Consider the following 13,484-nt stretch of genomic DNA (forward strand, 5'->3'; position numbering starts at 1 on the left):
AAAAAATCAAGCTCAAAAATTCTTGAGGAATTGAGCCAATCCGCTTAATGAAGAAAAATCGTCAAGACTATAGGCTTTAATGTGGGGATTTTCCGCAGCAAACATCTTTTTTAATGAACTTCGTGGGCCCAGCTCCAGAAAAAGTGAAATGCCGTATTCTGGAGCCAGTTGCATCACCCTGCCCCAATGCAAGGTCTGGGATACCTCATTGGCCAAAATAGATAACATGTCAGTCGTGTTATAAAGTACCTCGTTGGTTAAAGCATTTAATATGGGGTATTTCATTGAGCGTGGGGGTGTACTTTGTAAATAATTAAAGAATTCAATGCTGGCTTTACTCAATAAAGGAGTATGGGAAGGCACACTCACTCTTAATTGCTCTGCCTTAACCACTCCTTTTAATTTAGCCTCGGCCAGCAATGAATTTATATTCGTTAACAATCCCCCCACAATAAAGTGATCCGCTGCATTAATGATGGCAATATAACAATCAAATGTTTTAGTGAGCAGCTGGGCAAGATTCAGGTTTATATTCCCTTTCAAAACAGCCAGACTGCATTCCTTCTTTCCAGCTGTTTCCTTCATTGCCTGGAGCATGAGCGATGCTCTTTTTTTAGTAAGGAAACAGAGCTCATTTAAGCTCAGATTAGTACTGATCCCAAAAGCGGTTAACTCCCCTAAACTATAACCGCAAAGAAACTCGGGCATTAAACTGATCTGATGGTTAATAGCATGAAAAGCACCTGCCCCAAGAATTACAATAAAATACTGGGCATAAACCGCATCCAAGCAATACTGTTGGACTATACGGGAATCCAATAGATCCAGATTAATCAGTTGGCTCGCTTCTTTGAGCCAATGATTGCCCCAATCATCTGCGGCCAGAATTTTAAACATCTCTGCATGCTGCATTCCCTGACCAGAAAAAGCGACTAGTAATGACATGAAAGAGGCTCGCAAAATAGTTGTCCCATAAAGAGCAATACACTGATTAAATCCGCAACACCTCCAGGGCTTATTCCTTCTTGGGAAAAGAGTTGATGGATTTTCATAGCCTGAAGCCGGCGCGTTTCAAGACAATCAATGGCTAAAATTTCCTGTGCTTTCTTTTTTGCAAAAATTAGACCCTCTTTACCTTTTCTAAAAAGCACGTTGGTGTCATCAACTTGGGTTAAGAGTTTTAAATAAGCAAACAAGCAGCTTCTATCCAGACATTTAGTCTCCTCATACAAGGAAATAAAAGAGATTAATAACTGGAAAACCAGCCCATATCCTTCAATGGCCATTTGTCTGGCATCCACAATCTGATGCCTTTGTCTAACGATTCCCCCATGGCTGGATTGGTCTGGCTGATGCTGCTGTAAAATAGCATTCCAGTCGTTGAGCAGTTGTTGATAAAATTCAACAGGGGTAAATTGTTTTTTCTCTTTGGCAATTCGTGCTGCCGAGACACATAAAATACCTAAAGCAAAAATAGCGCCTCTGTGGGTGTTAACCCCTGCCGTCGTAGCTAACATTTGCCGTTCAGCATTAAGTGCCGTTTGGCGTAACTGCTCAAAAGAGTTATGAGCTAATCCTTGTAAGGTAATTAAATAAAAATAATGACGTAAGGTAAAAAGGCTGCGATAAAATGTTTCCCCATTCATATCCACGTGGGCACCAGAATCGATAAAGCTGACTAAACCGGGTTTTGGATAGGCCTTTATTTCCATATAAAGCGCTCTAATTGCTATTTTGGCAATTTTTCTGGCTATTTTACGATTAGAGTCTGAGTAAATCGGGATATTGTTTATAAAGATCATGTCTTGATATCAATCCAATTTCATCCGTATTTTTAAATAACAATTGATCCGCGGATGAATTTACTAATTCATTAACCGCAATATCACCCAATTTTTTAAAACGCACCTCTCCATCAATGGTTCTATTAAATTTCTTTTTTAATATAGTTAATATTTGCTTTAATTTATCTAATGAATGACCTTCATAATCAATAAGTAAATCCAGATCCGAGTTATCACCAACAAAAGGCTGCTCGGATAAATACTCCCATAGAAAAGAACCATAGACTGATATGGAGTGAAAATCAGCCATATCCTGTTGAGAAAACAGAGTAAAAGGCTGCCCCTTAATTTTTTTGCAAAAATAACTCGCCATATCAATTAATCGTGGCAAATCTTCTTTTCTACTCACCTTATTTTTATTAAGACGCAAGCCAACGCGATGCTTCTTATTGGCAAGAAAAACGGGTAACCCCAAATCCAGCATATCCTGTTCCGCAGACAACTGCCGTGCATAAATACAAGGTAATCCCTGATTAATCCATTGGTTCACATAATGAGTAATGGCCTGCTTTTCTTCGTGAATGGAATGAATAACAAAAGCAGAATCATGCTCGAGAAATACCAATTGATGTCTTTGGCTCATCATGTCATCGCAGTCACTTTATTAATCACCGGAAAAGCCAACTTTCTACCCCCACGTTCCTCTCCCAGTTTTGCCCGTCGATCACCACAGTCATTATTTTTTAATGCCTGTATTAATGCACTGGCCACTTGCGGTAAGGCAACAATTTTATGTAGGCCACCCAGTTTATAAAAGTTATTAACCCCGGGAGCAAATACCGCCACTGTTTTACTTAACTCCTGCAAAGTACTTAATTCTATTTTGGTCACTTTGGCAATGCCCTCTAACCACATCACCGCTAATTCAGCATCTGGCAAAGCCAAGATGGTATCTGCCATTAGACCATAGGCAATAAAACCGCCGCCCAATGCCTGATTATAGACCAATGATATGAGTTTATTTCCTTGCTTGCGTAAACATTCCAGACTGGTGAGAAGATGAGCAAAATACTGGTGCATTCCCAACCATTCATCGCGCATGCTTAATTGTTGGCCGGCCACATCAACTAATAATAAAAGCGGTTCGGGAGATTTCGCGTCAATCAGCCCTATTATTTTTTCGGCCATAATCATCGCTTGCTCAGCACCCAAAAAAGTAGCTTCCTTGACCCCCAAAAGATGAAATGGTTGCGTACCAATTCGTCCCTGACCATAAACCACCGAATGATGTTCTGCTAATTGATACTCATTCCCAAATATTCCCTTCAGCACATCAGCTAATGCAATCATTATTGATCCTTGCTTATTTGTTCTGCCGCGTGTAAAAAACTGCGCTCATCCATATCAAATAAAGTGGCGGCATATTGAGGATGCTTGGCGGCCAAATAAGCGCCCTCCTCTTCATAACCTTTGGTGCTCTCAAAACGCTTTTTTAATAAAGCATGTTGTTTTTTCAAATGCGCTATATCTATAGGACTTTTTTTATTTATAGCCCCCTTAATTGCCTCTTTAATCGATTGAATTGACGAGCCCACATAGGACTGGGCAACTTGTTGTAAATAACGGGTTTTTCCTCCATAAACACGCCAAACCAGGGACCTGTCTTGCGCGTCAAACACTTCAACACCCTTGACTGCCTGAATCACATCAGCTCCGGATACACCGATACGCGCGATTTCGTTGACAATAAGATAATCCAGACAGGAGGAAATAATCCCCATGCCTCCAAAGGCGCCATTTTTTCCGCAGATTACGCCTAAAGTCATTACCCCCTGGTTTCTGGCTTCAAAAATGGCTCTAATAGTTTCGGAGATCGCAATTTCCCCGGCATTAGCCTCATGCAACCTGACTCCGCCGCTGTCTATCAATAAAATCACTGTCTGGATGCCGAGCTTAACCGCTGCCTTGAATAAACCAGTTAATTTAGCGCCATGAATTTCACCCACGCCCCCACCCATAAAATCCTTTTGCTGAGCGGCAATCAAAATCTTTTTTTTGGAGCATTCGGCAGATCCGATAATAATGCCATCATCCGCTTCACCAGGTAGTCCTAATGCAGCCAAATGAGGACTGTAATACGCTTCATTGGCTAGCCATTCTTTAAAGGTATTCACATCCACCAGAGCAGAAATTCGTTCCCGAGCCCCTAATTCCAAATAATTATTTGCTGTGGAGCGATACCCTTTAAATGCTTCAAACGCCTGTCTCAGTCGCAACGAAACAACAGGAGGAGTAGCCCCATTATCATTAAGAGTAAATTTAAGGCCTACCGGCTGGTACTCCTTAACAAAGTCCTCAATGACCATAGACCAGATTGGCTTATAATGGTCTACTGCTGTTTCAATTTCAAACCGGCTCTGCAAGGAGTCGTTTTCTTCAACAATAACTTCCAAGTTACCTGAGCCGACAACACCGCATACTGTTCGTTGACCTTTAACTCCAGTCCCTGATAAAACAAAATCAAATACCATTGATTCCATTATGCATTCCTTACCAATTTCTAAATTTTGCGGGAGGAGAATATAACCCCCCGGAATAATCTACCAACTCCCGAATGGATTTTGCTGCCAGCAAATCTCTGGTTGCATCAGAAAGTTTAATTCCTAAATCCTCAGGACGCTGGATTACTCCTCTGGCACGTAATTCATCTACTTTATTTTTATCCCGGCTTCTGCCTACTTCGGTATACCCGGCAACCCCTCGTATTGCCTGCTCACGCTCTTCGAGAGTACGACACGTTAATAAATTGGCAATTCCTTCTTCGGTCACAATATGGCTAATGTCATCACCATAAATCATGACTGGAGGCAGATCTGCTTCCATTGATTTCTGTAAGGCCCAGGCATCCAGTTTTTCAACAAAAGTAGGTTGGTCCGCATTTTGAAATGTTTCAACCATTTGAATTACCAATTTTCTGCCGCGAGGCATCTTGGTAGCCAAAGCCTCGCTTCGTTCACGTCCGGCTTTTAACCAGGCATAAGAAGAATGCCTTCTTCCTGGAGCATCACAGCCCATATTGGGTGCGCCACCAAAACCAGCAATACGCCCATCAATGGCGGTAGAACTATTTCCTTCAACATCAATTTGCAAGGTAGCCCCAGTAAAAACATCACAGGCATAATGCCCTGCTAATTGCCCGAATGCACGATTGGAGCGTAAAGACCCGTCTTTTCCTGTAAAGAAGATATCGGGCCGTGCTGCTACATAGTCATTCATTCCCACTTCACCGCCAACAGCATGGATTGACTTGACAAACCCATGCTCAATTGCAGGGATTAAAGTCGGCAAAGGATTGACCATCCAGTGTTGACAAATTGCGCCTTTCAGCCCTAAGGACTCGGCATAGGTAGGGAGTAATAACTCGATAGCACAGGTATTAAATCCAACCCCATGATTTAATATATTGACCTGGTAGGGTGCGTAAATGCCTTTAATAACCATCATGGCCATTAATATTTTGATTTCATTAATTTGAGCAGGATCTCGAGTAAAAAGCGGCTCAATGTAAGAGGGCTTCGGTCCCTTAACAATGACATCGACCCAATCACCTGGAATATCTACTCGGGGTAACTTGTCTACAATTTCATTAACCTGAACAATAACCACACCGTTTTTAAACGCCGTTGCCTCTATAAGGAACGGTGTTTCTTCCGTATTAGCCCCGGTATATAAATTACCTTCTTTATCTGCTTTATCCGCCATCAGTAAACAGATATCAGGGGTCAAATCAGTCAGCAATCGTCCATACAATTCATTATAAGTATGAATATTTCCAATATGAATTTTTTTATTTTTTACCATATTGGCCAAGCGAACAGACTGCGGTCCGGAAAAAGCAAAATCAATCTTTGACGCAATTCCTTTTTCAAAAACCGTCAAATGCTCAGGTAAGACAATAGCCGATTGAATCATGTGCAGATTATTAATAGTCGTGGAATCCAGCTGGGTCATAGCCGCGGCTAAATAACTTGCCTGTTTTTGATTATCGCCCTCGATGCAAATCCTGTCACCGCTGATAATAAGTTGAGACAGCACGGCAACGATATCTTCTGTATTAATAAATTTCTTATGGTGTAAATAAGACTGAATTTTAGCAAGGCGTTGTAAATAGTCCCGTTTATTTTTATCCCACATAGTTCTTCCCTGAATGCTGCGACATTTTATTCCTTAAAATGACTCTCCCTCAATATAATGCAGACAAACTTTATACTCAACTGCCCCTTTTTGAAAATTGGCGAAAAACTATCGTCTTTGCCTTTGGATTGCTTAATCAACGCTCACAAAAACGATCTATTAATTAGGGATTATTGGCAAGCCATTCCAGCATCACTAAAATAGTCTGGGTCACTGTGGTGGAAAATTGCTTATACAAAGCCTCTACCAGATGAGAAGACTCTTCCTTATAACAGAGTTCAAGATATTGGCAGGCAAATTTCAAACGAATGGCCCCGCAATATAGGGCCTCCGTTTTCATTTTTTTGGCTAGCTGTTCTACCTGAGTCCAATGCTTATGGGCAAAAGCCTGATCCATTGCTTTTAAATCATGAGGAAGCGCCTCATTTATCATCATTTGCAGAAGTTCTTTTAAGGTTGTCGAGTCGCCCAAGTTAACTATTCCATTTTGCTCATCAAGAAGAGGATAGGAGTCCAGCTTGAATAATTCGTCCTCAGAGGCAGGTAAGTTGGGGCCCAGATAGGGAGAAGTATGAGCCTCTAAATGATTTTTTGATCTAACAAATTCGCAGATAAGATTTTGTAAGGTATTTAATTTCAAAGGCTTAATCATTACTTTACTCATCCCAACCACGAGGCATTCTTTTTTTACCGCATCAATAGCATGCGCGGTTAATCCTACAATAGGCACGGGAGGTTTTTTTTCCCTTTGTTCATAAGCTCGTATGGCCAAAGTCAATTCACTTCCTGAAATACCGGGTAATCCTATATCTGATAGAATTAAATCAAACTGGTGAGACTGGACCAAATCTAATGCTTCTTCTCCTGAATAAGCCGACATATAACGACAATTCGCTTGTTTGGCTATGGATTCAACCATTCTTAAAGCAATGGCATTATCCTCAACCAACAGTAAAAGCGGTGGAACAGAATTCATAATCTCCATTTGCTGTGCAGGGGGAGTGGACTCATTAACCCAGTGCTCTTCAAGTTTCAGCTTGGAAGACAGAGAGATTTCCGAATCCGGCTTTGATTCGGTTCTAGTCGAGTCGATTAATACGGGAATTTTTATAGTAAACTCTGTCCCCTTTTTCTGGTCACTTTCAAAGGAAATGGTGCCTTTTAGTAATTCAACATATTTTTGGACAATATGCAGGCCAACCCCGTGCCCTTTATATAGCCCCTTAGAAGAAGGAGTTACTCGATAGAAGCGGTCAAAGATCATATCTTGCTCTTCTTCAGGAATCCCGATACCACTATCAGAAATCCTCACCTCCAGCTCGATATGTTCCTTATCCTCCATAGCTCTTCCTACCATATTTATTTTTATAGAGCCTTCTTTGGTAAATTTTATCGCATTCGATAAAAGATTTAAGATGATACGATGTAGTTTAACCGAGTCCGTTATAATCCATTGGGGGACGGAAGCATCAATAGTAAGATGTAATTCCAATTTTTTTACTTTAATCGTGGGTAACTCCAACTCACAAATACCTTTAAGCAGCTCGTGCAAATCAAAAGATTGCGCCTCAATGACTTGTTCTCTGGAGTTACCGGTGGAGACTATATCCAGGATGCTATTAAATAATCCCAACAATTGTTCTCCACTCATCTGAATCATTTGGGCATAGTCTTTTTCTTGCCCCTTTTGTACTTCTTGCTCCAAAAGAGCCGCCATTCCGATGATCCCAATTAATGGGGTGCGAATATCATGGCTCATATTTTGAATAAATTCATCTTTTGCATGATTGGCTTTTTCAGCAATAACTTTGGCTATCCGAAGTTCTTCTTCCTGTTTTTTTTGCTCTGTCACATCAATTGCTATTCCCGTTACCCCGAAACAAATACCTTTATCATCATAAAGTGGAAATCCATTGTCCATTATCCATCGAATTTCACCATTGGGGCGAATAATTCGGTATTGTTCAGAGTATCTGGCTTTATCACCCAATTGAATAATTTTGTTGGCCATTTCATCTATGGGATGATGGTCTTTTGCGTCTTCAGGATGCAGGAAAGTAATCCATATTTTCGGATTTTTATAAAGTTCTTCTCGAGGCCGCCCCCAAATACGTTCATACGAGGGGCTAATGTATTGGATTTTTTTAAAATCAGGACTGCTAATCCAATAAACATGTTCGCTATTCTCGGTGAATTTTGCTAAAAAACTGCCTACTTCATCTAGCGTTAAGGTTATTTTGTTATAATTTTTGGCCATTACGGTTTATACATTGGTTATTATTAACTAAAATATTAGCACATGTTATATAAATTATTCATTTAACACGAGATTAAGATAATGCTAACTCCAGAAGGCCGGTCAGGCGACAAGCTAGATAAAACCATGCTGCTCAATATGTGGGCCAATACCTTAAATGACGAAGCCAGATTCTCTGTTAGAACAAAACCCTTTATTTTTGCTGGAATGGGGAAACCCACTTTTCCTGTTAACCTACACATGGTAGAAATGTTCCTCGCTTATTGGAGTGCCATTAAAATATTAATCAAAAGCACAGCAGACGCAGTAGTAAAAGACGACAAGGAAGCAAAACCAAAACAATCTTCAGCCATAGACTACGGAGACGGGCGTAGCGACTTTTTGCCCCGTAAGGTAATGGCCGAGGCGATGACTGATTGGTACAATGCCCCGATTACTGCTGACAATGTATTATATACCGCTGGCGGAGCAGGTGCCTTACACATCATTTTCACTGCGTTCAACTCATTATATGAGGATATTCCAAAATACCGAGTAATCACTCCATTTCCTCACTATTCTCTTTATGCAGCCAATAAAAAGCACCAACTGCACCCTATTGATGTCATGAAGGAGCCTGGATATCAATTAACTGCAACAGCCTTGGAAGCGAGTATTAAATCAGCCTATAAACTAGCTGAGTTAGATAATAATCTTCCTAAAGTAGTCCTTTTATGCAATCCAAGCAATCCCTTAGGCACAATAATTCCAGAAGATGAATTGAAAAAAATTGCAGCAGTCCTGCGGAAATATCCTGATTTAAAAATAGTAATGGATGAAGCCTATGCGGAAATGTGCTGGAGTTCGCCAAAGGCCCCCTCCTTATTGACCATAGCTCCAGATCTTCGCCAACGAATTACTATTTTACGTTCGGCAACGAAAGCGCTGTCTGCGGCCGGTGAGCGTCTGGGCATGCTCATGACTTTTGACAACCAATTGATGGACGCATTCCGCGAACATAACATTGTGGCTATAGGACATGCAGCTCGCTCAGCCCAATTAGCTTATGCCTATACAATGCTGAACTTTTCTGAGGAAGAAAGACAAAAATTAGAAAATTATTATAAGCCTAAGGTAGAGTATGTGTATGAAAGAGCAAAGAAGATGGGGGCGGCTATGCCCGACCCTAAATATAAAGTAGACGGTACTTTTTACGTTCTTTGTGATTTGAGTGATTTACTGGGGGAGGAAATACCCCAGGAAGCAAAAAGGGCATTGGGGAAAACAGGCAATATACAAACGAGTGAAGAGCTAGTTTATTCTTTATTATTCCAAGACTCGCTGATGCTCGGACCAGGCTCCTATTTTGGCATGCCTTCAAATAATGGTTTTGTACGCATTACCTGCAGTGGTGATGAAGAAGAACTAAAAGAAATTATGGATAGATTAGAAGCCCGTCTTTTGGATGTACGCCAAAAGAAGGCACTACATTTGATAAATGAGATTAACAACCAAATTACCCAATTAGACGGTGCGCCGGAAACATTCAGCACACTTAAACCGAGCCTCCTAAATCGATTGAGCAGTATCAAACTAAATATGAATGATACTCTGGATCTTAAAACTCAAAATATTGCTTTAAAAAAATTACTGTTCGACGTGAAATGTGAGGTTAATCTTGTTACCCCCGAGAGCAGAGTATGTCTTGGGCAACAGCTGTCTGCTTTTTTTGTTTCAGCAAAGGGAACATTCAAACAAAAACAAAAGCAGTTGGGGTTAGAAGATGAATGGCGAAAATTTGTTGATGAAAACTTTACTGATGGTCCCGTGAAGAATTATTTCCTTAATTTGAAGGAAGAGGAGAAAAAAACCTGTAAAGCATGGCTCCAACATCTGAGAACATTAGAAAACCAAAATTTTGCAGAGATGGCTCCCAGCACAGAAAATTTGTCCGAGACGCCCCACTTAAAAATGAACGTGGCCTGAAAATGAGCCCTCATTGCTTTGAGAGCTGTTCAAATGCCGGCACTGTCAACTATCCGCATCCTTCGGGTGCGTTAAAAACTTGGCCACTTTGAATTGACTCTAAAAAATCAGGGGTCATAGGAGTATGATGCAAAAGTTACTGAATTAGCTGCCTAAATGTGTAATTGTTGCCAATTTTTTAGAAAATCGACTATTATTTTGGCGTCATCTGGCTTAAACGGTTTATAAAAATAGCCTTCCATGCCCGCCGCTGCGGCTTTATGATAGTACTCGGGCTCCCCATGTGACGTAACAGCCATAATAGGGGTAGTACGATTAATCTTGCTTTGTTTTTTATTTGAACAGCGACTTCAAAACCATCTGGTCCATCACCAAGACCTATATCCATTAAAATAATATCGTAATGGGTTAAAAGTGCCAGATTTAAGGCGGATACTCCGTCTGATGCAGTATCAACAGTACAGCCTTGTTTCATCATCTGTGTTTTAAGAACAACCTGAGCAATCATTGTATCTTCAACAATGAGAATATGAGGTGCTCTGTGCATCAATATCTCCTTATGCCAAGCTATTTATTCATCAACGGTGCCAACTTAACGCCTTGAGTTAAGTATAGCATCCAAGAATTGATAGCTGCCTGTAATTTCTTAAGGTAACTATAACAATTTTCGGTATGATGATCGCATTTTAGATCGTACCGAGCCAAAAACAACCACATGGAAAGCTTTTCATTCACCAACACAGCTATCCCAATAGCTTGGATTGAACCATAGTTTCCACAAGAATGTTACTGATTCTTAAGGTAATCATAACAATTTTTCGGCATAATACGCGCGCTTAAAACTAAATGAACAAAATAAAGCAATATGCCCCCTTTATTTCCAGATGATAATGAAAGAATCACTTTAATGCAAGGTAAAACAAGGGATTGCTCTGTGCAGCCGTCTTGGATTGTATTTTTAACAAAGAGAATGCTCAAATGCTGGTCTTAACGCAAGGGAAGTAATCTGTCTTTCCGTCATCCCGAGGAGCTTGCGACGCGAGCCACATTGTGGAGCTCCTTCGCTTCGTTCTAGATGTCGCTTCTTAAGTCAATGGCAGCGAACCTAATCCAGTCGCACCCTGAAAAAGTTTGTTATCCACCAACCATTTGCCGATAAAACAACCGGCTTTAGTTAAATAAATAACTTAAACTCATCAGCAGTTCATGAGTATAAAGATGAGTAAGCCCTGGCCCATTGAGCTGAATAGTAGGATCAGGACCAAGGAAATTTTTGCCCCAATCAGCAAATTCATAACCAATGCCTACTTGCCAATGAGGCGTCAGCCTGGTTTGTACACCGGCTCCCAGAGTATAGGAAAAAGCGATATTCGTGTTGGATGTAAACCAGAATGCGGGGAAAATTATTGGATTTACCGTGGTTGGCACGTAAGCATGAGAATTATTAAATCCTGCCCCAAAACTTCCGCTAATGTAGGGTTGGACCGGCTGAAAATTAAGGCCGATGAGCCGTCCCTTAATCTCTGCTCGGCCATGATCGACTTTATAATCGAAGGCATTTACCGCAACATTACCATTAATATCAACCACACCTGTGGCTTTAGCATCAGTAGCACCGGCCAAACCAATACCTAACTCGCCTAAAATTCCGGGGGAAACAATACGTTGTAATCCAAAAAAAATCTCACCTGTAGCCAATATGCCCGTAGGTGAATCATAGATAAAATTTTCAACAATAAGAGGAGGTAAATTAGGATTAAGAAAGGGGGGGACATTCGGATAAAGATATTGATTCTGTCCTGGACTAGCCCAGGCGGGACCGCCACTTATCGTAATAATTGATGACCATACCAAAGGTAAATTTTCATCAAAAATAGTATCTATGGAGAAGGCACTCATGCTAAAAAACATACCAAGCACAGTGATTCCTATTTTTTTAAACATATCTCATCCTTTTGATCTTAGAAATTAGACAACCCGATCACACCGCTCTATGAAACGATTAAACAATCCTTAATTATTTATTTTTATACCTTATTTAACTGTATTTTTCTATTGAATTAACTTTTCTAAGAGAAAAAGAGCTGAAGACCGTGACGTACTTAAATGTCCTGAGCCCCCTCTAAAAATGACAGAAATAATATAGATTCTCATTTCTTATTCTTATTAACTCGAAAATAGCGTGTAAGGGGTATATAATCGGTCTATTTTGCAGAATTAAAGGGTCAATGAATGAATATTTCACTATGTGATATTGCAAACCTGGTTCAAGGAACAGTAATAGGGGACGCCTCAATAAAAATTTCTTCATTAGCACCTATTGATGACATTATTTCCGGGGCGCTGGTTTTTGCCGAAGGCGAAGACAATTTAAGGTTGGCCGAGGCCTCTGAAGCAAGTGCTATTTTAGTGAGCTCGAAAATTACTCAATCTAAAAAAAATCTGATTCAAGTCGCTCATCCCTTTAAGGCATTCATTAAACTACTGCATCATTTTCAGCCCGCTAAAAAAGTCAATATCGGTATTCACCCTACCGCCGTAATTGGCGAAGGAGTGCAATTGGGCGAGCATGTATCCATAGGGCCTTATGTCGTTATTGAATCAGGAAGTGTTATAGGAAATCATAGTGTTCTTAAAAGTCACATTCATATTGGTCATGATGTTAGAATAGGCGAACAGACCACCATTCATCCTCATGTAACCGTCTATGATGGTTGTCAGATTGGCTCCAGAGTCACTATTCATGCGTCGACCGTCATTGGTTCCGATGGCTTTGGTTATACTTTTGTAGAAGGCCAACACCTGAAAGTCCCTCATATAGGCAACGTAATTATTGAAGATGATGTTGAAGTGGGTGCCAATACAGCTATAGATCGCGCAACAATGGGGGCGACGGTTATTGGTGAAGGGACTAAAATAGATAATTTGGTCCAGGTAGCCCATTCAGTCAAATTGGGAAAACATAATATTCTTTGTGGATTTACAGGCATAGCAGGAAGCAGCAAGACCGGAAATAATGTTATTTTTGCAGCCAATGTCGGAGTCAGTGACCATGTACGGATAGAAGACAACGTGGTATTGGGAGCCCGCACTGGAGTACCACCCAATAAACTTTTAAATGCAGGAACCATCTATTTGGGTAATCCGGCCCGTCCCAAAGATTTGGCGATTAAACATGAACTGTCCGTGAATCGAATTCCTTTAATGCGTAAAAACATTAAAACCCTTACTGAACAAGTGGCCTTACTACAAAAACAAATAGCGCAACAAGAGGTAGAATGAGC

General features: G+C 40.6%; 11 protein-coding genes. 2 read left to right on the forward strand and 9 right to left on the reverse strand.

Translation table 11 applies throughout. The features are described 5' to 3' along the window. Positions 1–12: 12 nt before the first annotated feature. From LOX96_RS10360 to LOX96_RS10390, 7 genes are all read right to left on the reverse strand, one after another. A complete protein-coding gene (locus LOX96_RS10360; protein ID WP_250422126.1) occupies positions 13–945 on the reverse strand; it encodes an ACP S-malonyltransferase in 933 nt (310 codons plus the stop codon). Next, positions 933–1,802, reverse strand: a complete 870-nt coding sequence (locus LOX96_RS10365) for a triphosphoribosyl-dephospho-CoA synthase (RefSeq protein WP_250422125.1) — start codon at positions 1,800–1,802, stop codon at positions 933–935. The genes LOX96_RS10360 and LOX96_RS10365 overlap by 13 nt, the downstream gene beginning before the upstream one ends. Next, positions 1,762–2,430, reverse strand: coding sequence for a malonate decarboxylase holo-[acyl-carrier-protein] synthase (gene mdcG, locus LOX96_RS10370; RefSeq protein WP_250422123.1), 669 nt, complete (start codon positions 2,428–2,430; stop codon positions 1,762–1,764). The genes LOX96_RS10365 and mdcG overlap by 41 nt, the downstream gene beginning before the upstream one ends. After that, complete coding sequence (locus LOX96_RS10375; protein ID WP_250422122.1) at positions 2,427–3,134, reverse strand: biotin-independent malonate decarboxylase subunit gamma; 708 nt, start codon at positions 3,132–3,134, stop codon at positions 2,427–2,429. The genes mdcG and LOX96_RS10375 overlap by 4 nt, the downstream gene beginning before the upstream one ends. Next, positions 3,134–4,324, reverse strand: a complete 1,191-nt coding sequence (locus tag LOX96_RS10380; RefSeq protein WP_250422121.1) for a biotin-independent malonate decarboxylase subunit beta — start codon at positions 4,322–4,324, stop codon at positions 3,134–3,136. Before LOX96_RS10380 ends, LOX96_RS10375 begins: the two co-directional genes overlap by 1 nt. Positions 4,325–4,334: 10 nt before the next feature. Then, positions 4,335–5,978 (reverse strand): malonate decarboxylase subunit alpha, encoded by a 1,644-nt coding sequence (gene mdcA, locus LOX96_RS10385; RefSeq protein ID WP_250422120.1) that lies wholly within the window; start codon positions 5,976–5,978, stop codon positions 4,335–4,337. 163 nt (positions 5,979–6,141) lie between these two features. Beyond that, positions 6,142–8,235, reverse strand: coding sequence for a PAS domain-containing hybrid sensor histidine kinase/response regulator (locus LOX96_RS10390; protein ID WP_250422119.1), 2,094 nt, complete (start codon positions 8,233–8,235; stop codon positions 6,142–6,144). A gap of 81 nt (positions 8,236–8,316) precedes the next feature. Here LOX96_RS10390 and LOX96_RS10395 point away from each other — a divergent pair, with 81 nt between their 5' ends. Continuing rightward, a complete protein-coding gene (locus tag LOX96_RS10395) occupies positions 8,317–10,200 on the forward strand; it encodes a pyridoxal phosphate-dependent aminotransferase (RefSeq protein WP_250422118.1) in 1,884 nt (627 codons plus the stop codon). 193 nt (positions 10,201–10,393) lie between these two features. On the opposite strand, the gene LOX96_RS10400 is transcribed toward LOX96_RS10395, so the two are convergent. Next, entirely contained in the window at positions 10,394–10,747 is a 354-nt protein-coding gene (locus tag LOX96_RS10400; RefSeq protein WP_250456367.1) for a response regulator, read from the reverse strand. Positions 10,748–11,370: 623 nt separating this feature from the next. Further along, the gene (locus LOX96_RS10405) at positions 11,371–12,144 is read right to left on the reverse strand and encodes an outer membrane protein (protein WP_250422116.1); all 774 of its coding nucleotides are present in this window, start codon (positions 12,142–12,144) and stop codon (positions 11,371–11,373) included. A 288-nt stretch (positions 12,145–12,432) separates the two neighbouring features. On the opposite strand from LOX96_RS10405, the gene lpxD reads away from it, so the two are divergent. Beyond that, a complete protein-coding gene (gene lpxD, locus LOX96_RS10410; protein WP_250422115.1) occupies positions 12,433–13,482 on the forward strand; it encodes a UDP-3-O-(3-hydroxymyristoyl)glucosamine N-acyltransferase in 1,050 nt (349 codons plus the stop codon). Positions 13,483–13,484 lie beyond the last annotated feature (2 nt).

It is taken from the genome of Legionella maioricensis (assembly GCF_023618015.1).
Lineage (GTDB): Bacteria > Pseudomonadota > Gammaproteobacteria > Legionellales > Legionellaceae > Legionella > Legionella maioricensis.

What these genes read in the sequence shown, in the direction of transcription:
- LOX96_RS10405 (WP_250422116.1), bottom strand. Translation starts at nt 12,144, where the DNA reads ATGTTTAAAAAAATAGGAATCACTGTGCTTGGTATGTTTTTTAGCATG.
- lpxD (WP_250422115.1), top strand. Translation starts at nt 12,433, where the DNA reads ATGAATATTTCACTATGTGATATTGCAAACCTGGTTCAAGGAACAGTA.
- LOX96_RS10390 (WP_250422119.1), bottom strand. Translation starts at nt 8,235, where the DNA reads ATGGCCAAAAATTATAACAAAATAACCTTAACGCTAGATGAAGTAGGC.
- mdcG (WP_250422123.1), bottom strand. Translation starts at nt 2,430, where the DNA reads ATGATGAGCCAAAGACATCAATTGGTATTTCTCGAGCATGATTCTGCT.
- LOX96_RS10375 (WP_250422122.1), bottom strand. Translation starts at nt 3,134, where the DNA reads ATGATTGCATTAGCTGATGTGCTGAAGGGAATATTTGGGAATGAGTAT.
- LOX96_RS10395 (WP_250422118.1), top strand. Translation starts at nt 8,317, where the DNA reads ATGCTAACTCCAGAAGGCCGGTCAGGCGACAAGCTAGATAAAACCATG.
- mdcA (WP_250422120.1), bottom strand. Translation starts at nt 5,978, where the DNA reads ATGTGGGATAAAAATAAACGGGACTATTTACAACGCCTTGCTAAAATT.
- LOX96_RS10365 (WP_250422125.1), bottom strand. Translation starts at nt 1,802, where the DNA reads ATGATCTTTATAAACAATATCCCGATTTACTCAGACTCTAATCGTAAA.
- LOX96_RS10360 (WP_250422126.1), bottom strand. Translation starts at nt 945, where the DNA reads ATGTCATTACTAGTCGCTTTTTCTGGTCAGGGAATGCAGCATGCAGAG.
- LOX96_RS10380 (WP_250422121.1), bottom strand. Translation starts at nt 4,324, where the DNA reads ATGGAATCAATGGTATTTGATTTTGTTTTATCAGGGACTGGAGTTAAA.
- LOX96_RS10400 (WP_250456367.1), bottom strand. Translation starts at nt 10,747, where the DNA reads ATGCACAGAGCACCTCATATTCTCATTGTTGAAGATACAATGATTGCT.